Origin of the sequence: Streptomyces sp. NBC_00057, from assembly GCF_045041165.1 — a bacterium.
In the GTDB taxonomy this organism is placed as follows: domain Bacteria; phylum Actinomycetota; class Actinomycetes; order Streptomycetales; family Streptomycetaceae; genus Streptomyces.
Genome location: NZ_CP108256.1, coordinates 4,325,907 through 4,348,303, shown reverse-complemented (window position 1 = coordinate 4,348,303; position 22,397 = coordinate 4,325,907). Strand labels below are relative to the sequence as shown.

Below are 22,397 nucleotides of genomic sequence, written 5' to 3'. Positions count from 1 at the left end.
ATGGCTGCGGGGATGTGTTCAGACGAGGAGCTTCGTCTTCGCCCGCTGGTACTCCTCGTCCGTGATGGCTCCCCTGTCCTTCAGTTCGGCGAGTTTCGCCAGGTCGTCGACGTGACTGCCCTTCTTCAGGCCGCTCGCGGCGGAGGCGCCGGCGGCTTCCCGTACGTACGCCTTGAAGGCCGCGTCACGGTCCTGCACCTCCTTGATTTCCCGCTTTCCCATGGATTTCCCGCGCACGATCACGTACACCAGGACGCCGATGTACGGCAGCACCAGGGCCACGATCAGCCAGCCGGCCTTGCCCCAGCCGCCGAGGTCGTCGCTGCGGAAGATGTCCGAGACGACCTTGAAGAGCAGGAACAGCCACATGATCCAGAGGAAGAACCAGAGCATGGTCCAGAAGAGGTTGAGCAGGGGGTAACTGTCCACTGTCGGCTCCCCGATCACCGCGAGTTCATCGCGTCGAGTGACTGAATGGTAAATCAGTCATATCACCACATAACTACCCTTGCTCGTTGTCGTTCGGGGCCGTCCTCCGGGGTGATCCTCCGGGGCGGGTGCGGAGTACCGTGGAAGTGTCGAGGGAGGCTCAAGCCTCCAGGAGGCGGGGTCGCCTCGTGTTCATGAAGCGGCGTGAGATGCGACGCGGAGAGCGGCGTGAGCGGCGGTGTGAGCAGGCGTACGCCGGGACGTTCGCGAGGGCGCATGCACACAGCAGATGAGTCCGCCCGGAGCCCGGTCGGGGCGATCGGCCGCGTCACCGTGCCGATTCCGGCCGATGGTCCGGGCGAAGTGCTGGTGGCCGTGCGGGGTGGGTCGGAGGCCTACACCGCATGGTCGACGACGTCGATCGACAGGGACGTACGCGTCGTTGTCGTCGACTCGGTCTCGGCGCGGGGCGTGATCGTGGAACGACTCCCGTCCTGAGCCGAAGCGACGACGTCACTGCGTCGAGCAGTGAGGTATCTGCGTCGAGCAGTGACGTAGGTACGTCGGGCAGTTACGTACGGCAGGAGTCTTCCGATGTTCTTCTGGCACGTTCCCGCCCCCAACGAGGCGATGCTCATATCCGGTTCCAAGGGGCAGGCGCTGGACACCCAGTTCCGGATCGTCACCGGACACGGCAGTTTCGTGCTCCCCGTGAAGCAGAAGGCGCGCATGCTCTCACTGGCGCTGCGCGAGGCGGAGATCACCGAGGACTGCGTGACGCAGCAGGGCATCCGCCTCAACGTCCGGGCCGTCGCCGTCTTCAAGGTCGGCGACGACGCCGTGTCCATTGCCAACGCGGCGCGCCGCTTCCTGACCGAGCAGGAACAGATGGAGGAGCTCGCCGGCCGGATCTTCGCAGGCCACCTGCGTTCCATCGTCGGCGGACTGACCGTGGAGCAGATCATCCGCGAGCGCAACCGGGTCTCCCAGGAGGTCATCGCGGGCAGCCACGGCGAGATGGAGAAGCTCGGCATCGTGGTGGATGCCCTTCAGATCCAGGAGATCGACGACGCCACCGGCTACATCAACAACCTCGCCGCCCCGCACGCCGCCGCGGTCGCCAGCCAGGCCCGGATCGCCGAGGCCAAGGCCGACCAGGAAGCCAGCCAGCGCGAGCAGCAGGCCGCCGCGCTCAAGGCGGAGTACGAACGTGACACCGCGATCAAACGGGCCGGCTTCCTCGCCGAGACCGAGCAGTACAACGCCCGCGCCGCGCAGGCCGGACCGCTCGCCCAGGCCAGGGCCTCGCAGGAGGTCATCGAGGAGCAGACCGCCCTGGCCGAGCGGCAGGCCGCTCTCGCCGCGCAACGGCTCGAAGCGGAGGTCCGGCGTCCGGCAGATGCCGAGGCGTACCGTCAGCGCACTCTCGCGGAAGCGGCCCGTGACCGGGTGAAGTTCGAGGCCGACGGCAGCGCGTACACCGAACGGACCCTCGCCCAGGCGCAGGCCGACGCCAACAGCGTGCGCGCCACCTCGCTGCGCGACGGCAACCAGGAGCTCATCGCGGCCAACCGCATCGTGGAGAACCTGCCCGCCCTGGCCGACGCGGCCGCCCGCGGCATGTCGGGGGCCGACCTCACCGTTCTCAACGGCACCAATGGTGTCAATGAGATGGCGGCGGGCGTGGTCAGCCAGGGGCTGGCGATCCTCCACTCGCTGCAGCGCGGTGTGAACCCGATGAAGCCTCCGGCGGTCCACGGGAAGGCCACTCCTCGTATCACCGAGACGAACTGAGGGGGCGGAGGCCGCGCTGTTCGTCGGCACCACGCGGGGCGCACGGACCGGGCGCCGGGTGGCCATGATTCGCCGAGTGGTCATTCGCGCGCCGGACATGCCGTAGAGTTGTGTTCAACGACGCGGGGTGGAGCAGCTCGGTAGCTCGCTGGGCTCATAACCCAGAGGTCGCAGGTTCAAATCCTGTCCCCGCTACTGAAGAATCAGGCCCGGCACGCATGCAGCGTGCCGGGCCTGATTCATTTCCGCGTCGCTTTCCGGGGCGTGGCGCGACCTGCCTGCGGGCCCATGAAGGAGCAGGTCCGGGCGGTGTGAGCTGTGCCACGTACGTACCCCCATTGGCCGATGAGGAGTCGCCGCACGGTTCCGCTCCGGCGAGCCTGGGGGTGGGGCGCGGTACCGTCCGCAGCCGCGCGCGTACCGGGCAGGAGACCACAGGTGTGGAAGCGGCTGAAGCGGCGCGGCAGACATGCCGAGGGCGACACCCGTACCCGGCGGTTCGTCCGCATGCTGCCCGCCCTGATGATCCTCGGCGGGCTGGCGTTCGATCTCCTCACCCCGCCGGTCTTCACCGCCATTCCGCTGTTCGTGGCGGCGCCGCTGATCGCCGCGCCGTTCTTCTCGCTGTCCCGCACCATCTGTATCGGCATTGCCGCGATGGTGGCCGTTACCGTGCTGCGGTTGTCCAGCAACTCTTTGCCGTTGGTCGTGCCGTTGATCGAGTTGCTCACCCTGGCCACCGTCTCGGCCCTCGCGGTCCTGATCAACACGGTCGTACGGCGCGGCAATGAGCAGCTGGCCTCCGCGCGGGTCGTCGCGGAGACCGCCATGCGGGCGGTGCTGCCGAAGCCGTCCGACCGGATCGGCGGGCTGCATGTGGCGGCGCGGTACGAGGCGGCGCAGGCGGACGAGTTCGTCGGCGGCGACCTGTTCGCCGTGGCGGACACCCCGCAGGGGGTGCGGCTGGTGGTCGGGGACGTGCGGGGGAAGGGGCTCGACGCCGTGGAGTCGGTGGCGGTTGCCATCGGGGCGTTCCGGGAGGCGGCCGAGCAGGAGCATTCGCTGGAGGGCGTGGCGCAGCGGCTGGAGCGGGCGCTGGCGCGGGAGGGGGCGCGGGGCGGGCTGGACGCGGTCGAGGGCTTCATCACTGCCGTACTGGCCGAGATCCCGCCCGGGGTGTCCCGGGTGCGGATCGTCAACCGCGGTCACCCCGAGCCGATCCTGCTGCACCCGGACGGGGCGGTGGGGGTGCTGGGGCCCACGGTGCCCGCGCTGCCGCTCGGGATGGACCTGGGGGTGTGGCCCGACCGGGCGGACGAGTGGGATCTGCCGGCGGGGACGATCCTGCTCCTCTACACCGACGGCCTCTCCGAGGCGCGGAACGCCGACGGGGTCTTCTACGACCCGGCGGCCCGGCTGCGCGGGCGGATCTTTCCGGGGCCCGAGGAGCTGCTGTCCGCGCTGACCGATGACGTGCGGTTGCACACGGGCGGCGAGACGACCGACGACATGGCGCTGCTCGCGGTCGTACGCCCCGCGGAGGGGCAGCCGGACCGGCGCAGGATCGTGAAGATCGTGGGCCTGGAAGAGACATGACGGGGGGATCGGACGCTTCGTGCGGGTCGGGTGTTTCGCGCGGCCTGGGGGCGCGGCCCTGGGCGCGGGATGCCACCGTACGTAACCGAAAGGCGTCGCTCCGCATAACATTTGACGCAACGTCAGAAACCGGGTAGTGACTGAGGGTCGATCAACTCGTCCGATTCCGCCCGGCTGTGTCCCGTAAAGTCCAGGCCAAAGACCTGAACGATCAGTGGGAACGGCTTGGAATCAGACCCGTGTGTCTATTAACGTTCGATAACGCAGCGCGGTCGTCCCAGCCGTCGTCAGTGGCGGCACCGTGCGCGAGCGCCGAATTCCGCAAGGGAACCGGGGAACCACCTACATGGGGTGAATCGGACACCTGTGTCTCGTGAGAGGCAGAGGGGCCCGTAGGAGACCTTCCTGCTCCGAACCCGTCAGCTAACCCGGTAGGCGAGAAGGAAGGAAAGGAGTGCGCCCCCGTGGCGTCCAACAAGCCTGCCCCCGAGGCCCCCTCTCGGTTCAACCCCGAGTTCAGTTCCGACTTCGGCGCTGACTTCGGATCCGATTTCGGCTCCGACTACGGAACCGCCGGGACGGGAACGGCGTTCGGCGCCGAGACGGGCGGCGACTTCGCCGGTGAGTTCGGCAGCGAATTCCGCGCCGACGGCAACGGTGAGCCCGGCAGAAGCTGGGACGAGTGGAATCCCACCGAGGAGTCCGTCCGCCCCGTACGCGGCAAGCACCGCGTCGCCAAGCAGCGCAACGGACTTGCCCGTAGCTCCACGGTGCTCGGGGTCGGCGTCATCGCGGCAGTCAGTGCGGGCGGCATGGCCACCGCGCAGAGCAAGCCGCCGGTCTCCATCTCCCTTCCCGACTCCATCTCGGACAACCTCCCCGACGCCAAGTCCCTTCCCGGCGTGGGCTCGCTGTTCTCCGGTGAGTCCGAGGCCGACAAGTCCGAGGCCGCCGCTGCCGCCCCGCTCACCACCGCCGGCCTCACCACTGCCGAGGCCGAGCAGGGCACGACGGATGCGGGCGAGGCACTCCGCGCCCGCATCCTCCAGCAGGCCGAGCAGCAGCAGGACGCCGCCGACGCCGAGGCCAAGGCGGCCCAGGAGAAGGCGGCCGCGGAGAAGGCCGCCGCCGAGGCCAAGAAGCAGCAGAGCGCAGCCGAGGCCAAGGTCGCCGCCGAGAAGAAGAAGGCGGAGGAGGAAGCCAAGGCGAAGGCCGAGGCCCTGCGGCTCGCCAAGCTCGCCGCCAGCTACGCCATCCCGACCTCCTCGTACACGATCACCTCGACCTACGGCCAGGCCGGCTCGATGTGGTCCTCCGGCCACCACACCGGCCTCGACTTCGCGGCGCCGACCGGCACCCCGATCAAGGCCGTACACGGCGGCACCATCAAGTCGGCAGGCTGGTCCGGTTCGTACGGCTACCGCACGGTGCTGGAGCTCGACGACGGTACGGAGGTGTGGTTCTGCCACCAGTCCTCGATAGGCGTCAGTGTCGGCCAGAAGGTCACCACCGGTGAGACCATCGGCCGGGTCGGCGCGACCGGCAATGTCACGGGCGCGCACCTCCACCTGGAGGTCCACACCCCCGACGGTACGGGCATCGACCCGATGGCCTGGCTGCGCGACAAGGGTCTCAACCCCTGATCCGCCGGCTCCCTCCCGGCCTTCGTGATCCGATCCGGTTCACGGGCCGTTGAACTCCGGCAGTCCTGACGCTCACCCCCCGACGTCAGGGCTGCCGGTCTGCCGGAATAGCGGACCCGCCGGAGTCCGTTGACCGAGATATGACTTCTCTTCGTAAGCTGGGTCCTTGCGACCTCCAGGTCTTCCCGCTCGCCCTCGGCGGCAACGTCTTCGGCTGGACCGCCGACGAGGCGCAGTCGTTCGCCGTGCTGGACGCTTACGCCGCGGCGGGCGGCAACTTCATCGACACCGCCGACGCCTACTCCGCCTGGATCCCGGGCAACGAGGGCGGCGAGTCGGAGACCGTCATCGGCAAGTGGCTCGCGGCACGCTCCAACCGTTCCGACATCGTCGTCGCGACCAAGGTCGGCGCCCACCCCTCGTACAAGGGGCTCTCCGCCGCGAACATCAAGGCCGCAGCCGAGGAGTCGCTGCGCCGGCTCGGTACCGACCACATCGATCTGTACTACACACACTTCGATGACGAGACCGTGCCGGTCGAGGAGATCATCGCCGCCCTCGACCAGCTGGTGAAGGAGGGCAAGGTCCGGGAGATCGGCGCCTCCAACATCAGCCCCGAGCGACTCCGGGCGTCCCTGGACTTCTCGGAGCGCGAGGGGCTGGCCCGTTACGTCGCCCTGCAGCCGCACTACAACCTGGTCTCCCGCGACACGTACGAGGGTGAGCTCCAGGACACAGCCGCCCGGGCCGGGCTCGCCGCCGTCCCGTACTTCGCCCTGGCTTCCGGCTTCCTCACCGGCAAGTACCGTCCGGGTGCTTCGGTGGAGAGCGCGCGGGCCGAGAAGGCTGGTCAGTACCTGGAGTCGGAGCGGGGGCAGAAGGTCCTGGCGGCACTCGACAAAATCGCCCAGGAGCGCGACGCGGAGATCGCGACCGTCGCGCTTGCGTGGCTCGCGTCCCGGCCGACCGTCGCCGCGCCGATCGCCTCGGCCCGTACGGTCGAGCAGCTGCCCGCGCTGGTGGCTGTCGCCGACCTCTCGCTGACCGAGCAGGAACTGGCGGACCTCACCGAGGCATCCGCCTGACGAGGGCGGCTGTTCACGGATGCCCCAGGATCGCGGCGCTCCTGGGGCATCCGTGCTATGCGGAGCGGGGCGTCGTCCACGGACGGCCCTACTGCGGTGGCGGTGGCCGGTGCGGGGTCGGACAGGGGTTGGTAACTGCTTGCCGGGGAGTGCGCATAACGTCGGTTTGGCTCGATTGTGTGATGGTCCGCTCGCGGGCTTGTGGTGCCCTGGGCCGACCCGGTTGACGTGATCGTGCGATCTGGGACGCCGGGTGCGGCGCCGGCGTGCGGGGCCCCCGCTCCACCGGAGTGATGGTTCGGGGCCTCCCCGTCGCCTCTGGCCGTATCCACATGGCCAGGTCGCGCAGGGAACTGGTCTCCCGAGATCGGACCACGCACGGGATGCGTGTCGCCGCCCCGGGGTTGAGTACGCCGGGGACCAGTGCGCCCAAGACCGTTCGGAGCGTGCGGCTGTCGGGACTCACTCCCGCTCAGTCTTCAGGAACGGTTGTAGCCGTAGCCGCCGTACTGCGTGTGCTGCGGCGGGTGCGGGTAGGCGTACGGAGCTGCCGGCGGGTGGTGGGGGCGCAGGCGGCCCGTCGCCTGCGCCGCGTACGTCAGGGCGGGAGCGGCCACGTCCCTGCGTTGCCAGAGGTGGTGCAGCAGCTCCAGCTCGCGCTCGGCGAAGTCCGGGCCCACCGCGCCGCGGCGGGCCTGCCGACGCAGCGATGCCAGTGATGTCGCGAACGATTCGTACTCGGCCACGGCGCGGGCGGCAGCCCTGCCATGAGCCTTGGCCTGTGCTTTGGCGTGTGCTTTGACCTGGGCCGATGGTCCGCGCCTGGGCGACGCGTGCTGCCCCGGCGACGCGAATCCCGGTCCGTACGGTGGGGCGGACCCCGGTCCGTACGGCGACGCGAATCCCGGTCCGTACGGTGGGGCGGACCCCGGTCCGTACGGCGACGCGAATCCCGGTCCGTACGGTGGGGCGGACCCCGGTCCGTACGGGCTTGCCCAGTTCTCCCGGGCTGCGAGGGTGTGCCGGTGGCGTGCCGCGTCGCGTGCCATGCCGCGGGCCCGCATCGAGGAGAGGGCGAGCGGTTCGGCGGGGGTCAGCCAGCCGGCCGCCGCATAGGCGGGCAGCTCGGCCGAGAGCGTACGCAGCTCCCGCTGGCGCGACCAGATCGCCAGCCAGGTCACCAGGCCGAAGACCGGGACCATGAACACCCCGTACACGGCATAGAAGCCGTACGGGCCGAATGACGCCGACCCGTTCCACAGGGCGTGCATGCCCATGGCGAGGACAAGTCCCAGCAGCGGCAGCGCGATGCGGCGGATCCGGCGGTGCCGCGCACTGACCGCGGCGAGCCCGAAACCTATTCCGGTCAGCACCGTGAAGAGCGGATGCGCGAACGGCGACATCACCGCCCGTACGAAGAACGTCGCGGCGGTCACCGAGACGACGCCCGAGGTGCCTATCTGCTGGTCCTCACCGAAGGCGGTCCCCAGGTAGAGGATGTTCTCGGTGAAGGCGAAGCCGCTCGCGGTGAAGCCGGCGATGACGACACCGTCGACGATTCCGTTGAACTCCCGCCTTCGGAACAGGAAGATCAGCAGGACGGCCGCGGCCTTGGCGCTCTCCTCGATGACCGGCGCTATGACCGTGGCGCCGAGGGTGTCGGCGTCCGACGGGTCGGCGGTGGCCGTGGCTATCCAGCGGGTCGCGAACGAATTCGCGATGATCGCGACCAGGGCGGCCGCGAACGCACCCCAGGCGAAGGAGAACAGCAGATTCCGCCACGGCGCCGGTTCGACCCGGTCGAGCCAGCGGAACGCCGCCATCAGGAGCGGGACGGGCAGCACGGCGAGACCCAGACCTACGAGAAACCCGTCGGTGCCCGTCTGATCGCGGACCAGGGCCAGGATCGCCAGACCGCACAGCGCGAGCACCGTGAACACGGCCGCGATGCGGAATGTCCTGCTGCGCCACACCATGCCGACGCGGCGCGGCCGGTAACGCCAGTGACTGCGCTCCGGCACGGCAGCCAGGATCTCGCCGACCCGCTGCTCCTCGAGAAGCGGGACGGCCGGCTGCGACTGCCGCTGCTGAACAGACCCGTCGGACACCACCCGATGACCTTAACGAGCAGCACTGACAGCTGGCCATGGGGCGACGGGTCCGTCACGTCCCGTCACCGGCTCCGCGCACAGGTCTCAGCGGCGGGCGAAGAGCAGGTCGTGCACGACATGGCCCTTGTCGAGGCCCTGCCCCTCGAACCGGGTCAGCGGCCGGAACGCCGGCCGCGGCGCATAGCCGCCGTCCGCCAGGGTGTTTTCGAAGAGGGGGTGCGCGGTCAGCACCTCCAGCATCTGCTCGGCGTACGGCTCCCAGTCGGTCGCACAGTGGATCACGGCCCCCGGCTTCAGCCGCTGCGCCACCAGATCGAGGAATTCCGGCTGGATCAGCCGACGTTTGTGATGGCGCTTCTTGGGCCACGGGTCGGGGAAGTACACCCGCAGCCCGTCCAACGAGTCCGGCTTCAGCATCTCGCGCAGCAGGATGATCGCGTCACCGTTGGCGACCCGGATGTTGGACAGGCCGTTCCGGTCCGCGAGACCGAGCAGATTGCCCTGGCCCGGGGTGTGCACATCGACGGCGAGAATGCCCGTACCCGGGTCATCGGCCGCCATCTGCGCTGTGGCCTCACCCATTCCGAAACCGATCTCCAGCACGGCCGGGAGCCCGTCGAACAGCTCGGGTAGATCGAGGACGCGCTGCCCGTCGATGTCCAGGCCCCACTTCGGCCAGAGCCGCAGCAGGGCGTCCTCCTGGCCGGGCGTGACGCGACTGCGGCGCGGCTGGAAGCTGCGGATCCGGCGCTCGTGGTGCGATCCGGCCGGATCGATCGCGGGTCCGCCGGGGAAGCGTGGCTCCTGGCGCAGCCTGCGCTGCCGCTCGAAGGAGGCGGCGCGCAGATCGTCCGGAATCCCGGCAGCGGCGGAGGCGGGGGCGTGGACCGAGGAGACGGTGCCCGTCTCGGTTGCGGAGCTGCTCGTCCCGGCCGCGGCCTCGCCGGGCGTCGAAGCGGAAGGATTCGCGGAGGGACCTGCGGAGGGGTTCAAGGACTCAGACACAATGCCCCGATTCTACGGCGGGCGGCTTCCACCCCGTCCCCCGTGCCCGGAGCAGCGCCCTGCGTGCCACCTCCCGCCCGATGGGCAGGGAGGCCGTCGCGGCGGGCGACGGAGCGTTCAGCACGTGCACGGCGTGCGGGGCCTCGCGGATCAGGAAGTCGTCCACCAGGGTGCCGTCCCGCAGCACGGCCTGGGCCCTGACCCCGGCCGGGGCCGGACGCAGATCGGACTCCGTGACCTCGGGCAGCAGCCGCTGCACGGCTGCCGTGAACGCCCGCTTCGACAGCGAACGGCGCACCTCGCCCGCCGCGTACCGCCAGTGTCTGCGCGCGATCTGCCAGGTGCCGGGCCAGGCCAGGGTGTCCGCCAGCTCACGGGGGCGTACGACGGGCCAGCCATACCCCTCGCGGGCCAGCGCCGGCACCGCGTTCGGCCCGACGTGGACGCTGCTGTCGTGGCCGCGGGTCAGATGCACGCCGAGGAACGGGAACGCCGGATCGGGCACCGGATAGACCAGGCCGCGCACCAGCTCCGGCCGCGCCAGCTCGTAGTACTCCCCCCGGAAGGGCACGATCCGTACCCCCGGGTCGTCGCCCGCGAGTCGCGCCACCCGGTCGCAGTGCAGCCCCGCGCAGTTGACCAGCACCCGGGCCCGCACCACCGGACCGTCCACCGTACGCACCGCCACACCCCAGGGGCGCCGGTCGATCGCGGTGACCTCCGCCCCGTAACGGATCACTCCGCCCGCCCCGCTCACCTCCGCGGCGAACCGCGCCGCGACCGCCCCGAAGTCGCACACCCCGGTCGTCCCGACGCGGATCGCGGCGAGCCCGTGCACCTGCGGCTCGTACTCCGCGATCTGGGCGGGCCCCAGCTCGCGCACCGGCAGCCCGTGCTGCCGGCCGCGCTGGACCAGTGCGTGCAGCCGGGGCAGCTCGGACCGCTCGGTCGCGACGATCAGCTTGCCGGTCACCGCGTGCGTGATGCCGTGCTCGGCGCAGAAATCGACCATTTCGGCGGCGCCGCGCGCCGCGTAACGGGCCTTGAGCGAGCCGGGGCGGTAGTAGATGCCGCTGTGGATCACTCCGCTGTTTCGCCCGGTCTGGTGACGGGCGGGGCCCCACTCCTTCTCCAGCACCGCCACCCGGGTGCCCGGAGCGGTGCGCGTGATCGCATACGCCGTCGACAGGCCGACGATCCCGCCGCCGATCACCAGCACATCGCAGTCGTATGCCGCGCGCGTCATCATCACGCCACCTCCCACCCCCGATAGTGCACTGACCCACTGACAACGCACTCAAACCAGCGAAGCCCAGCGTGGCGCCGAATCCTTACGCCTGGCGGCGGCCGGATGCCGCCGGGATGCCGTCCGGACACTTTTTGTATGCCGCAAGGAGTCGTGGCGACACGGTGAGGAGGTGCGTGGGTAAGTCCCGCGCGGTCCGGCTACGCGGGCGCCACCAGCAGCGGCCGGGCCCTTTCACGCAGCTCGGCGACGCGCGGCTCGTGCCCGTACGGTTCGAGCCGGTGCAGCAGATCCCGTACGTACTCCATGGTCCGCGCCGAGGAGATACGTCCCGCCACCTCCACCGCCCGGGTGCCCGCCGCGCAGGCCGCGTCCAGATTCCCCGACTCCAGCTCGGCCACCGCCGACACCACGAGCCGCAGTCCGTGCGAGCGGACGAATTCCTCAGTGGGTCTGGACAGGGCCTGCTCGGTGAAGCGCCGCACCTGCCGGGGCGCCTTCAGATCGAGGTGGCACTCCGCGGCATCGGCCGCGAACCTGTCGTACGAGTAGAAGCCCAGCCAGGAGGGGTCCGCATCGCCGTCCCTGGAACGCTCCAGCCAGCCCTCGGCGGCCTTCAGCGCTGCCCCTGCGGCCGGTGCGTCACTCGCCTTCGCATGGGCGCGTGCCTCCACCAGGCGGAAGAAGCTCATGGTGCGGGCCGTGGCGAGCCCCCGGTTGCGTTCGACGGCGGCCTGCGCGAGGTCGACCCCCTCGTCGGCGAAGCCGCGGTAGGTCGCCTGCAGTGACATCGAGGCGAGCACGTAGCCGCCGAGAGGTACGTCGGCCGCCGCCCGCGCGAGCCGTAACGCCTGGATGTAGTAGCGCTGCGCGGCCTCCTGCTGGCCGGTGTCGAAGGCCATCCACCCGGCGAGTCTGGTCAGTTCGGCCGCTGCGCCGAAGAGCGCCCGGCCCACCTCGTCGCTGTACGAACCGAGCAGGAGTGGCGCGGCATCCACGCGTAAGCACTCGGGGACCATGGAGGAACGCCAATCCCCGCCGCCGTACTTGGAATCCCAGCGGCGGGCGTCCTGGGCCGCCTCGCGCAGCTTGGAGACATCGCTGTGGCCGACCCGCAGCGGGGAGATGTCGCTCGTGATCGTGTTCGCGCTGGTGGACGTGGACGTGGACGTGGGCGTGGACGCGGTCTCCGGGCCCGGCTGGGCGGGGATGGACGGTGTCCGCTGTGTCCCCAGGGTCACCGGTGCCGCCGCCTGAGCGGCCAAAGTCCCCGACTCCGGGCTCTGCCTCGCTGCCGCGCCTGCCGTACCCGGCGCCCTCTGCGCCCCCGCACCGGGGCGTGCGCCCCTTGCGCCCTGGGTGCCGAGGATGGCTGCCTCGGCGGCTGTCGAGTCGCGCGCCACCGACGGGTCGGCGGGGGATATCAGCCAGCGGGACGCGGGCGTCGCGTACGCACTCACCGAGAACGAACCCGCCAGCGACTGCCAGATCCCGCCGCTGCCCGCCCGTCGCCCGGCCAGATCCAGCCGGTACAGCTCGGTCGCCGAACGGACGGCCTCGGCCACATCGCGCGGAAAGGCCAGTCCGACCTCCGGCGCCGGATCGGCGTCCGCGAGCCCGATCTCGTGCAGCGGGACCGGCCGGCCGAGTTTGGCGCCGATAGCCGCCGCGATGAGATGGGGCGCGGCGCCCTGCGGCACCATGCCTTTGGAGACCCACCGGGCCACCGAGGTCTTGTCGTACCGGAGTGTCAGACCGCGCTGCGCCCCGAGGTCGTTGACCCGCCGGGCGAGCCCGGCGTTGCTGATTCCCGCGAGGGCGAGAACGGTTCCGAGCTTCTCGTTCGGTCCGCGTTGCTCCCTGGACATGCGCCACCCCTCGACACACAGACGGCAGCCGCGTCACCGTTGGCGGCGCGCGGCATTCGTACCGTGTCCTCCCCAGGGACGGACCCCGGCACTCCGGCCGCACACGCATATGGCCGAGCCCCGAGGAATATGCCTCCTGCCGAGAACCTCAGTAAACCCAGCGTAGTTCGCCGCATCCCTACCGTTAAGGGGCAGACGTCCGTATGGCGGGATTGTTGTCGGTGCGGACGCGAGCGGCATCGCGGCGCCGCTCCGGCCGCCGCCGCGGTGCCGCTCCGGTCGCCGCGCGCAGCGGCCCGGGACCCGTCTCGGACCCGGCCCGGGACCCCGCTCGACGCCCCGTTCGTGCGCTCCCGGAGGCACCGTTCGCACGTCGCGGCGACACCGCCCGCCGAGTCCTGTACGTGCTCCTGGTGTGTGGCCGTGCGCCCGGCCGTGCGCTCTCGTACGGCCGTTTCGGAAGCGCTTCCATGGGTGCTGCGTGGGTCGGTCCACTGCATTGGACTCAGTGGGCTGGGGGACACTGCCGCCTCATTCCCCGCAGGCGGCGGACCGGTCCGGGAGGTGAACGACACCTCCCGGACTGTGCGTGGACAGCGGTACGGGGCCGGGTGTGGGGCCTGTACCGGGGCTGCCCGCCGCCCCGGTGGCGATCTCCTGCGGCCGACGGAGGATTCCAGGAGGGATTCGGGAAGAATCGGGGAATGAAGTGGGGCGAAAAGGGACTTCTGATGCGTCGAGTTCCCTGTCGCCGGGTTGCAGAGTGCTCTGAGAATGGCTGAATGTCGTTGGTCGACCGAGGTTGGGCCGACTGATTCGCGGACATCCCGTCGACCGTTCGGAAGTCGTCCGCCAGCGGTCCGTGGGCGGTTCTGGGTGTGGCCTGATTTCGGCCGGTAGATCTCGCTCGTACGGGGAACGCAACACGCCCGAGCCGCAAGCCCGTTGGCACATGAGCCGCCTCGCGCGGGCCGCGTCTCGGTCAGTCCTCGGGAAACCCGCCGCCGGTTGCCGCCCCGACGTGCGTCCGTCCGCACCCGGCCGCCGTCCGTCCCGGTCCGGTCTTTGCCAGGGGCGCATGCGCTTCCGACGTGCGCCGTCCGTAGCCCCTCCTGCGCGCCTTTGTCGTGGCAGCATGTTCGCAACGGCGCCGCGCGTTACCGCAGTTCTCCCGGTACTTTCCTGCTGCGCCGTTTTGTCCACAGCCTGTGGAGGCGGCGATGCGTTGGTTGGTGGGATGGAGCAGTATCGCCGCGAGCTTCGGCACGGCCGGTGTTGTCGGCGCCGCCGACGAGGGGCGCACGATGCACCCCGTCGGATCCCAACTCCTGTGGGGAGACCCCGATCCTCTCTGGGCCGTCGGCGACTGGCGCCCCGACGAGATCCGTATCAGCGCGGCCGAAACCGCCGAAGGCGCGCCCACCGTCCGGCTCGCCGTCCTCGGCTGCTGCAGCGCCACCGACGAACAGTTGCGCGCCGGCCTCCTCGCCGCCCGCGGCGGAGCCCTGCGCCATCTCACCTCCTGGCCCGGCAGCTACACGACCGTCGTCCAGGTCGGCCGCCGGATCACCGTCATCGGGGACCTCGCCGGAGCCCGCCCGGTCTTCTACACACCCTGGGCCGGCGGCACGGCGTACGCCACCGCCGCACTCCCGCTCGCCGACCTCATCGAAGCCCAGCTGGACATCGGTCACCTGGCTGCCCTGCTCGCCTGCCCCGAAACACCGGAGGCGCTGCGCGACGGCACCCCGTACGCGGGAGTGAAGCGCATCCCGCCCGGGCACGCGCTCATCCTCCGCGAGGGCTCGCGCGAGATCACCGGGTACGAGGCGGTGGCGTCCCTCGCCGTCGCCGCACCCCAACTCGACCCGGTCAGCGCCGTCGACGGAGTGCGCGACGCACTGGTCGAAGCCGTACGCGCCAGGCTCACCGCCCCGCGCCACGCACCCGAAACCCTGCCGCCCGACCCCGGGCCGGTCCCCGGCATGGGGCCCGCCGAACGACGCGCCGCCCGCGGCGCACCCGTACCCGGCATCGGCGCCGACCTCTCCGGAGGCAGCGCCTCCGCCACCCTCGCCCTGCTCGCCGCCGGACTGCCGGGCCTGCCCGGCACCCTCCTCGGCCACGGCACGGGGGCGGGGGAGCGGCTGCTCGCCGTCACCTTCAACGACCTCACCGCACGCGGACACGACGACGAACTCGAACGCGCCCGGGTCATCGCCGCCAACCCGCGCCTGCACCATGTCGTCGTCGCCGCCGGGGAAGAGGCCCTGCCCTACGCCGACCTGGGCGGCGGCCCGCTCACCGATGAACCCGCCCCATCCCTCGTCGTCGCCGAGCGCCACCGCCGCCGCCTCGCCTCCGGCAGCGCCGACCACTTCGTCGGCGGTGGCGCCCGGCAGGTGCTCGACGCCCACCCGGCCCGCCTCGCCGACCTGCTGATGGACCGGCGCCGACGCCATCTGCTGCGCCCGGTCGCCGCACTCGCCAAGGCCGAGGGCCCGACCGCGCACTCCCTCTTCGTCCCGCTGACCGTCTACCGCGCGGCCCGCCGCCTGTCCCGTACGTCGTACCGCACCGGCCTGGAAACGGCGGCCGACCGGTTGCCGGACGCCAACCGCCTCACCCCCGACCTCGACACCCCCGCCGACGCCTCGCTCGCCGCCCTCGCCTGGTCACGGCCGGGGCCCGCCGCGCGCTGGCTCACGGGGGAGGCGCTCGCCGAAGTATCGGTTCGTCTGCAGGAGGCGGCGATCCGCCCCGCCTCCCTCCAGCGCCCGGGCGAGGCCCGCGCCCGGGCCGCCCTTGCCCGGTACGCCGCCGACCACCGGATCCTGGAACAGGCCGCGGAGAACCGCAGCCAGCGGCTGCACGCCCCGTTCCTCGACAATCAGGTCGTACGCGCCGCCCGTGCGCTCCCCGAATCGCTCCGGGTCCAGCCGGGCGCCCGCGCCGCGGTCCTGCGCCGGGTGCTCGCGGGCGCGGGCATCCACGAACTGCCGCCCGGCTGGGGCGCGCCTTCCCTCGCCACCTCGAACGCGACCGCCCGCACCGGACTGCGCGCAGCCCTCCCCGACCTGATCGCCCTCTTCGACGCTCCGCTCCTCGCCGACGCGGGCCTGGTCGAAGCCCGCGTCGTACGGAAGGCCCTGCGCGCGGCCTCGGAGGGCGAACCGCTCCCGCTGGACGGCCTGGCGCACTTGGCGGCCACGGAACTCTGGCTCCGCCGCCTCGTCTCGCGGCGCGGCACCTGCTGGACGGGCACGGCGGCACCCCGCCAGCGTGCGGTCGCGGGCGGAGTCGTCCCGACGAGGCGGACGCTGCAGCCGTAGCAGCCGCAGTAGCTGGAGCAGCCGTTGTCGGTGGGCGCCTGCTTCCGGCCGCCCCGCGGGACAGAATGGCCGGGTGCGGTACCTGATCCTGGGCGTCACCGAGGCGCGAGACGAGAACGGCGGTGCGCTGCCCGTGGGCGGTACGCGGCTGCGCGCCCTCCTCGCCGCCCTCGCCCTGCGTACGGGCCGGCCCGTCCCCGTCGCCGATCTCGTCGACGACGTATGGGCCGGCGATCCCCCGTACGACGCTCCCGCCGCGCTCCAGGCCCTCGTGGGCCGGCTGCGCCGTGTCCTGGGCAGGGATGCGATCACGAGCACCCACGGCGGCTACCGCCTGGAGGCCGAGCCCGACGAGGTCGACCTGCATGTGTTCGAGCGGCTGTCCCGGCAGGGGGCCGCCGAGCTCGACGCGGGCGACCCCGTGACGGCGGCCCGCACGCTCCGTACCGCGCTCGCCCTGTGGCGGGGCCCGGCCCTGGCCGACCTGCCGGACCGGGACCCCGGCCACGGCATGCGTCCGGAGGCCCACCGCCTGGCCGCGCTGGAACGCCGCATCGAGGCCGACCTGCGGTGTGCGGCGACCGGTGCGGGTGCCGCTGTTGGCGTGGGGCCTGCTGTTGGCCCGCGCACCCTCGTACCGGAGCTCAAGGAGCTGACCGCCGCCCACCCGTACGACGAACGCTTCCGGGCCCAGCTGATCCGCGCCCTGCGCGCCGATGGCCGCCAGGCCGACGCGCTGGCCGCTTACGAGGACGCTCGCCGCGCCCTCGCCGACCGCCTCGGCACCGATCCCGGACCGGAACTGAGTGCACTTCACCGGGAGCTACTCACTCCTCCGTCGGGCGCGTCATCGGAAGCAGCCGCACCGGCCGCACCGGCCGCACCGGCCGCACCAGGCTCACCCGACACGCCGAACCACGCCTCCGGCCGAGGCAACCTCCGCCCCCGGCTCACCTCATTCGTCGGCCGTGAGCCCGAACTGCGCTCCATCCGCGCCGATCTGACGCGATCCCGTCTGGTCACCCTCATCGGCCCCGGCGGCTCCGGCAAGACCCGTCTCGCCGAGGAGGCCGCCGCTCGGGGAGGCCGGGCGGCCCCGGCCCCCACCGACGCCTGGATCGCGGAACTCGCCCCCGTGGACGACCCCGTAGGGGTTCCCGGAGCCGTACTCTCCGCTCTCGGCCTGCGTGAGACGACCCTCCTCCGGGACAACAACCGCGACGGGCAGCCGCTGCGCACCGACCCGACCGACCTTCTCGTCGAGCACCTGGCGCACTGCTCCCGCATCCGCCCCTTCTTGCTCATTCTGGACAACTGCGAACACGTCATCGACGCGGCCGCCGCCCTCGCCGAGACCCTGCTCACCCACTGCCCGCAGCTGCGCATCCTCGCCACCAGCCGCGAACCCCTCGGCGTCCCCGGCGAATCCGTACGCCCGGTCGGCCCGCTTCCGGCCGACCCCGCCCACAGGCTGTTCGCCGAGCGCGCCCGCGCCGTACGTCCCGACTTCGACCCCGAGCAGGAGGCCGCGCACGATCCGGATGCCGTCGCCGAGATCTGCCGACGGCTCGACGGGCAGCCGCTCGCCATCGAACTCGCCGCTGCCCGGCTGGGGCTCCTCAGCCCGCGCCAGATCGCGGACCGGCTCGACGACCGGTTTCGTCTGCTGACCGGCGGAGCCCGTACCGTACTGCCGCGTCAGCAGACGCTGCGCGCCGTCGTCGACTGGTCCTGGGGCCTGCTCGACGAGGACGAACGCGCGGTTCTGCGGCAGGTCTCCGTCTTCGCGGGCGGCTGGGACCTGCCTGCCGCAGAAGCCGTCACCACGGCTGGAGCAGCCCCTGCCGCCGAGGCCCCGAGCGCCGAAGCCCCCGGCCGGCACTCCACCACCGACCTGATCGGCGCTCTCGTCGACAAGTCCCTCGTCGTCGCCACCCCGACCGCCTCCGGTGAGATGCGCTACCGCCTCCTGGAGACCATCCACGAGTACGCCACCGAACGCGCCGCCGAGACCCCGGACGTCCGCGCCGCCGCCGCGAGCGCGCACACCGCGTACTTCGTCGCACTGGTCGAGGAGGCCGAGCCCCGCCTTCGCTCCGGCGACCAGCTCCCCTGGATCGCACGCCTGGAGACGGACCTCGACAACATCCGGGCCGCCCTCCACCGCTCCATCGTCACCACCCCGTCCGAACCGGACGCGGTGCGCCTGGTTCTCGGCATGGGGTGGTTCTGGTTTCTGCGGAACTTCCGTCCCGAGGGCCTCACCTGGGCCGAGCGGGCCGTGGCGCTCGGACCGGAACCGGCCGACGGCAGCGACCCCCGCTTCTGGCCGCGCATGCATCTGGAGGTACTGCGGTACTTCCTCGCCGCGGAGAGCCGCCCGGCCGACGACATCCGCGGTGATGACCGGCGCCGGGCCCTGATGGGCCGGGTGGCCGACGCGTTCAGGTCGTCCGGTCCGCAGTCCGCCCGTTTCCCGGGACTGATCTGGCCGATCACCTTGTTCGTGAGCCGCACCACCGCCGAAGCGCACGAGATGATCGATGTGGCGGTCGCCAACGCCCGTATCCACGGCGGCGGCTGGGAGTACGGCGTCGCGCTGTTGTTCCGTACCCACATGGTCGTCGACATGCCCGGCGGCATGCCCGGTGTCGACGACGATCTCGCCGAGCTGCGCGAGCTGGGCCGCCGCGTCGGCGACCGCTGGTTGCGTGCGCAGGTCGCGGGCGCCGCCGCGGAGGCCGGCATGATGCGCGGACGGTACGAGGAGGCGCGCGCGGCGTACGAGGAGGCGTTGCTGCTCGCCCGCGAGGTCGGGGCGCACGCCGAGGGACCGTTCCTCCTCGCTCGCCTGGCCGAACTCGCCTACCGGACCGGGGACATGGTCGGGTTCGAGCGGACTCTGGCCGAGTCGGAGACCGAGGCGGAGCGCTACCAGGTGCACGACGCCCGCGCCTACGCCCACTTCCTGCGCGCCACCCTGGCCCTGGACCGCGGCGAGATCGCGAAGGCGCGACGGCTGGTCACCGAGGCGGAGACCTCGGCCGGACGCGGCAGCCCGCCGTCGCACTTCACCGCGGTGGTCGAGGGGCTGGCTGCCCGGATCGCCGTGCATGAGCCGGGGGCCGAGGGCGGCCCGGTGGCCGGGGTACGCGGTCTGACGCTCGCACTGCGCGCGGCGCGGGACGCCCAGTGCGCCGAGCTCGTCACCGGACATCTGGCGGACGGCGTGGCGACCGTGCTGCCGAAGGTGGGCCGCCACGGAGCTGCCGTACGGATCCTGGCGGCGGCCGACGGCTGGCGCCTGTACGGCCCCAGAACCAAGGCGCAACAGGCCGAGGCGGACGAGGTCGAGCGACAGGCGCGCGAGGAACTGGGACCTCAGCAGTACGAGTCGGAGCGCGCCGCAGGCCGCACGCTGACGGTCGACGACGTCATCGAGCTCCTGACCCGCATCACCGCAGAACTCCCGGGCGCCCTCACCGACAACTGATGGTCGAATCCGCCCAGTCGGCGAGGGCCGCGCCGCCGCCCGGTTTTTCCCGCTCGACGACGAGCCGGATCCTTTGCTGACCGGTGATACCGACCCCGACGGGTACGGCAGGGTCGCTACCGTTCATCACCGGGGACTGCCACAGCCGCGTCCCGTCACCGTTGAAGACGGAGAAGCGCACCGAGCCGAGCCCCATCGTCATGTCGTCGACCCCGACCACGGCCTCGTACCGAGTGCACTGCCGGTTCAGCTGGATGGTGACCGAGGACTTGCTGTGGACGGTCACCCCGTGCGCGTACTGCGTGCCGCCGATCGACAGGTTGGAACGCTGCCAGACCCAGTTGCTCTCACCGATCACCACCTCCGGTCGGGTGTGGTCACCCAGCATCGAGTAGCTCAGCTCGCTGACCCGGTAGACGGTCGGCGCGGGCGGCGAAGGCGGCGGGGTCGGGGTCGGGGAGGGCGGTTTCGGCGTGGGAGGCGCCGAGGGCTTGGGGGGCGATGTCGGCTTGGGGGTGGGCGTCGGAGTCGGCGTAGGTGTAGGCGTCGGTGGGGGAGTCGGGGACGGGGCAGGCGGTGCGGGCGGCGCCGGCGGGTCGGGCTTCGGCGGCGGTGTCGGCTTCGGCGGTGCGGGCGTCGGCACCGCGGGCGCCACGGCAGCCGGCTCGGCATGTCCGGCCTCGGGCTTCGGCTGGTCGTTGCCGACCAGTGCCCAGGTCAGTCCGGCCGTCACGGCCACGGCAACCGCCGCCGCGATACCGGCCTTCGCCGGGGCACCGAGCCCTTCCGAGAGCGCGGCACCACCGGCCGTGCCCCCGGACGAGCTTCCACCGGTCGCCGCTGCGGCGGCACCCGCGCCCGCGGCTCCTGCCGCGCCACCGGCGACGATTCCGGCAGCCTTGAGCGCATACCCGGCGGCGAACCAGCCGATGACCGCGACCGGCAGCAGCGCAGGAATCCCGGCGTTGACATGGGCCAGTTCGCCCGCGGCGAGCCGGCACTTCACGCACTCGTCCAGGTGCCCCCGCAGCCCGCGCTCGGCGCGCATCCGGAGTCCACCCCGGGCATACGCGCCGAGGCGGTCGGCGTAACGCGCACAGTCGCCGCCCGAGGTGAGCGCCTGGCTCACATGCGCCTGCAGGTAGGCCTGCTTGAGCCCTTCGCGGGCCCGGCTGGCCAGCACCGCCGTGGCATTGGCGGTCAGCCCGAACAGCGGGGCGATATCGCTGGGCGACTCCTCCTCGACGGTGGTGTGCCACAGCACCGCCTGCCAGCGCTCCGGCAGACTGCGGAACGCCTGTATCGCCATCGACTGCTCGGCCTCGTGCATCGCCAGCACATCGGCACCGAGGCCGAGCGTGTCCGCGTCCGACACCTGGGAGGACTGGGATGCCTGGGCGGCGAACACCGCGAAGTCATCGACCAATTGCTCCCGCTTCGCGGTCTTGGTCCAGGCGGCTCCGACATGCCGGACAGCCGTCATGAGGTAGGCCCGTACCGCCTCTTCTGGCCCCTTGCCCCTGCGTACCGCCTGGAGTGTGCGGGCGAAGACCTCGGCCGTCAGATCGTCGGCGGTGTGCGCGTCCCGGCAGCAGGTCCGCGCGTAGCGGCGCACCGCGTCCGAGTGCCGCCGGAACAGCTCCTCGTACGCGAGATCGTCGCCGTCCCGCATCTGCCTGATCAACTCGGCGTCGGAGAACGCGGAGCCGGAGGCAACGGTGGCGGTGGTTCGGCCGCCCTCCCGCTGCATCGGCACCGCGACGTCGGACTCGACGGGTCCCGGCCACGGACCGGGCAGGACGGTACCGCCCTCGGCGTCACCACCCGACCGCCCGGGTCCGCCCTGACTCGGTACCTGCCGGGAGGACAGCCCACCGGCCTCCGCCACACCACCCACGGCGGAAACGTCGTCGAACGACTCTTCCTGCTGCCCGTCACCGCTCATCGCGGAAGCCCCCGTATGCGCTTTCGGACCCGAACCCCGGGCAAGAGTGCCACATGGCGCAATCACGCCGAACCTTCAGCCCCGGCAACCACTCATCCGGGGCGTTTTCCCGAATGTGAGCACTAGCAGCCACTCATTCGGGGAAGGACCAATGAGCTTTTCTGCACGGGTGGGTTGCAGAACAAGGGCAGCAGCCCCACCGACAGGAGCCGATCAAGCGCCGAAGAAACACCGATCAAGAGCCATTCGAGCGACGCCCGAGAGCCGACCCGAAGAAGCGGAGGAGAGCCGAGCCGGCGCCACAGAGAGCCGGTCGGCGGGTAGAGAGAGCGCCCGGTCCAGGCCCGGCGAGAGGGCGGACGCGGAGGTCGGAAGCGGAAGGCGAGCGGTGCACGAGCGACGATGGGCTGCCGAGCGGGACCCACCTAAACGGGCCACGCCCGCCGCTCGACGCCCAGCGCATTCACGCCAGGTCAATCGCGCCGACGGCGCACGCCAGCCACCCGGTCCGATCCGACCGCCTACCCCAGCCACCCGCTCCGGAGAGCCGGCGCACCCACGCACAACACGCCCGCGCACCAGCACCTTCAGGCGTCACCGCGCTCACGCGCCCCGACAGTCACCGCACCAACGCACCGCGCTCACGCGCCGACGCCGCCACCTCACCGCGCCGGCACGCACGCGCACCGCGCTCACCGCGCCGGCACGCACGCGCACCGCGCTCACCGCGCCGGCACGCACGCGCACCGCGCTCACCGCGCCGGCACGCACGCGCACCGCGCTCACCGCGCCGGCACGCACGCGCACCGCGCTCACCGCGCCGGCACGCACGCGCACTCCGCTACCGCGC

Annotated in this window: 14 protein-coding genes, 1 tRNA gene and 1 riboswitch; of the genes, 8 read left to right on the top strand and 7 right to left on the bottom strand. The window is 71.8% G+C overall.

Features of this window, described 5'->3' with window-relative positions; translation table 11 throughout:
• Window positions 1-18: 18 nt before the first annotated feature.
• Window positions 19-429: an SHOCT domain-containing protein gene (locus OG953_RS20360; RefSeq protein WP_405685952.1), complete on the bottom strand. Its 411-nt coding sequence runs from the start codon at window positions 427-429 to the stop codon at window positions 19-21.
• A gap of 276 nt (window positions 430-705) precedes the next feature.
• Between OG953_RS20360 and OG953_RS20355 the strand changes: the two genes are divergently transcribed.
• The 6 genes from OG953_RS20355 to OG953_RS20330 all read left to right on the top strand — a co-directional run bounded on the left by OG953_RS20355 (window position 706) and on the right by OG953_RS20330 (window position 6,547).
• Window positions 706-927 (top strand): hypothetical protein, encoded by a 222-nt coding sequence (locus OG953_RS20355; protein WP_405685951.1) that lies wholly within the window; start codon window positions 706-708, stop codon window positions 925-927.
• Window positions 928-1,023: 96 nt separating this feature from the next.
• A complete protein-coding gene (locus OG953_RS20350) occupies window positions 1,024-2,223 on the top strand; it encodes an SPFH domain-containing protein (protein WP_405685949.1) in 1,200 nt (399 codons plus the stop codon).
• A 121-nt stretch (window positions 2,224-2,344) separates the two neighbouring features.
• Window positions 2,345-2,418: transfer RNA gene (locus OG953_RS20345), tRNA-Met, on the top strand.
• A gap of 312 nt (window positions 2,419-2,730) precedes the next feature.
• On the top strand, window positions 2,731-3,819 hold the full coding sequence (locus OG953_RS20340) for a PP2C family protein-serine/threonine phosphatase (protein WP_405691944.1): 1,089 nt from the start codon (window positions 2,731-2,733) through the stop codon (window positions 3,817-3,819).
• 300 nt (window positions 3,820-4,119) lie between these two features.
• A riboswitch (cyclic di-AMP (ydaO/yuaA leader) is annotated at window positions 4,120-4,272 on the top strand.
• A gap of 11 nt (window positions 4,273-4,283) precedes the next feature.
• Window positions 4,284-5,462 (top strand): M23 family metallopeptidase, encoded by a 1,179-nt coding sequence (locus tag OG953_RS20335; RefSeq protein ID WP_405685947.1) that lies wholly within the window; start codon window positions 4,284-4,286, stop codon window positions 5,460-5,462.
• A 140-nt stretch (window positions 5,463-5,602) separates the two neighbouring features.
• Window positions 5,603-6,547 carry an aldo/keto reductase gene (locus tag OG953_RS20330; protein WP_405685946.1) on the top strand — a complete coding sequence of 315 codons (945 nt, stop codon included), beginning with the start codon at window positions 5,603-5,605 and terminating at the stop codon, window positions 6,545-6,547.
• Window positions 6,548-7,026: 479 nt separating this feature from the next.
• Here the strand turns inward: OG953_RS20330 and OG953_RS20325 are convergent, their stop codons facing one another.
• The 4 genes from OG953_RS20325 to OG953_RS20310 form a co-directional block, all read right to left on the bottom strand.
• Window positions 7,027-8,655: a PrsW family glutamic-type intramembrane protease gene (locus OG953_RS20325; protein WP_405691942.1), complete on the bottom strand. Its 1,629-nt coding sequence runs from the start codon at window positions 8,653-8,655 to the stop codon at window positions 7,027-7,029.
• 87 nt (window positions 8,656-8,742) lie between these two features.
• Window positions 8,743-9,666: a tRNA (guanosine(46)-N7)-methyltransferase TrmB gene (gene trmB / locus OG953_RS20320; protein ID WP_405691940.1), complete on the bottom strand. Its 924-nt coding sequence runs from the start codon at window positions 9,664-9,666 to the stop codon at window positions 8,743-8,745.
• Window positions 9,656-10,912 (bottom strand): L-2-hydroxyglutarate oxidase, encoded by a 1,257-nt coding sequence (lhgO, locus tag OG953_RS20315; protein WP_405685944.1) that lies wholly within the window; start codon window positions 10,910-10,912, stop codon window positions 9,656-9,658. The genes trmB and lhgO overlap by 11 nt, the downstream gene beginning before the upstream one ends.
• A 197-nt stretch (window positions 10,913-11,109) precedes the next feature.
• The gene (locus OG953_RS20310; protein ID WP_405685943.1) at window positions 11,110-12,777 is read right to left on the bottom strand and encodes a sporulation protein; all 1,668 of its coding nucleotides are present in this window, start codon (window positions 12,775-12,777) and stop codon (window positions 11,110-11,112) included.
• 1,220 nt (window positions 12,778-13,997) lie between these two features.
• Here OG953_RS20310 and OG953_RS20305 point away from each other — a divergent pair.
• Entirely contained in the window at window positions 13,998-16,109 is a 2,112-nt protein-coding gene (locus tag OG953_RS20305; RefSeq protein ID WP_405685942.1) for an asparagine synthase-related protein, read from the top strand.
• Between the two features lie 73 nt (window positions 16,110-16,182).
• Entirely contained in the window at window positions 16,183-19,602 is a 3,420-nt protein-coding gene (locus tag OG953_RS20300; RefSeq protein WP_405685941.1) for an ATP-binding protein, read from the top strand.
• On the opposite strand, the gene OG953_RS20295 is transcribed toward OG953_RS20300, so the two are convergent.
• Both OG953_RS20295 and OG953_RS20290 read right to left on the bottom strand, forming a co-directional pair.
• Entirely contained in the window at window positions 19,589-21,547 is a 1,959-nt protein-coding gene (locus tag OG953_RS20295) for a sigma-70 family RNA polymerase sigma factor (RefSeq protein ID WP_405685939.1), read from the bottom strand. The two genes, OG953_RS20300 and OG953_RS20295, sit on opposite strands and share 14 nt — an antisense overlap.
• Window positions 21,548-22,150: 603 nt before the next feature.
• A complete protein-coding gene (locus tag OG953_RS20290) occupies window positions 22,151-22,378 on the bottom strand; it encodes a hypothetical protein (RefSeq protein ID WP_405685937.1) in 228 nt (75 codons plus the stop codon).
• Window positions 22,379-22,397: the final 19 nt, after the last annotated feature.

Coding starts and splice junctions, on each gene's coding strand:
- OG953_RS20310 (WP_405685943.1), bottom strand. CDS start 12,777: ATGTCCAGGGAGCAACGCGGACCGAACGAGAAGCTCGGAACCGTTCTC.
- OG953_RS20330 (WP_405685946.1), top strand. CDS start 5,603: ATGACTTCTCTTCGTAAGCTGGGTCCTTGCGACCTCCAGGTCTTCCCG.
- OG953_RS20340 (WP_405691944.1), top strand. CDS start 2,731: ATGCTGCCCGCCCTGATGATCCTCGGCGGGCTGGCGTTCGATCTCCTC.
- OG953_RS20295 (WP_405685939.1), bottom strand. CDS start 21,547: ATGAGCGGTGACGGGCAGCAGGAAGAGTCGTTCGACGACGTTTCCGCC.
- OG953_RS20355 (WP_405685951.1), top strand. CDS start 706: ATGCACACAGCAGATGAGTCCGCCCGGAGCCCGGTCGGGGCGATCGGC.
- OG953_RS20305 (WP_405685942.1), top strand. CDS start 13,998: ATGCGTTGGTTGGTGGGATGGAGCAGTATCGCCGCGAGCTTCGGCACG.
- OG953_RS20350 (WP_405685949.1), top strand. CDS start 1,024: ATGTTCTTCTGGCACGTTCCCGCCCCCAACGAGGCGATGCTCATATCC.
- lhgO (WP_405685944.1), bottom strand. CDS start 10,912: ATGATGACGCGCGCGGCATACGACTGCGATGTGCTGGTGATCGGCGGC.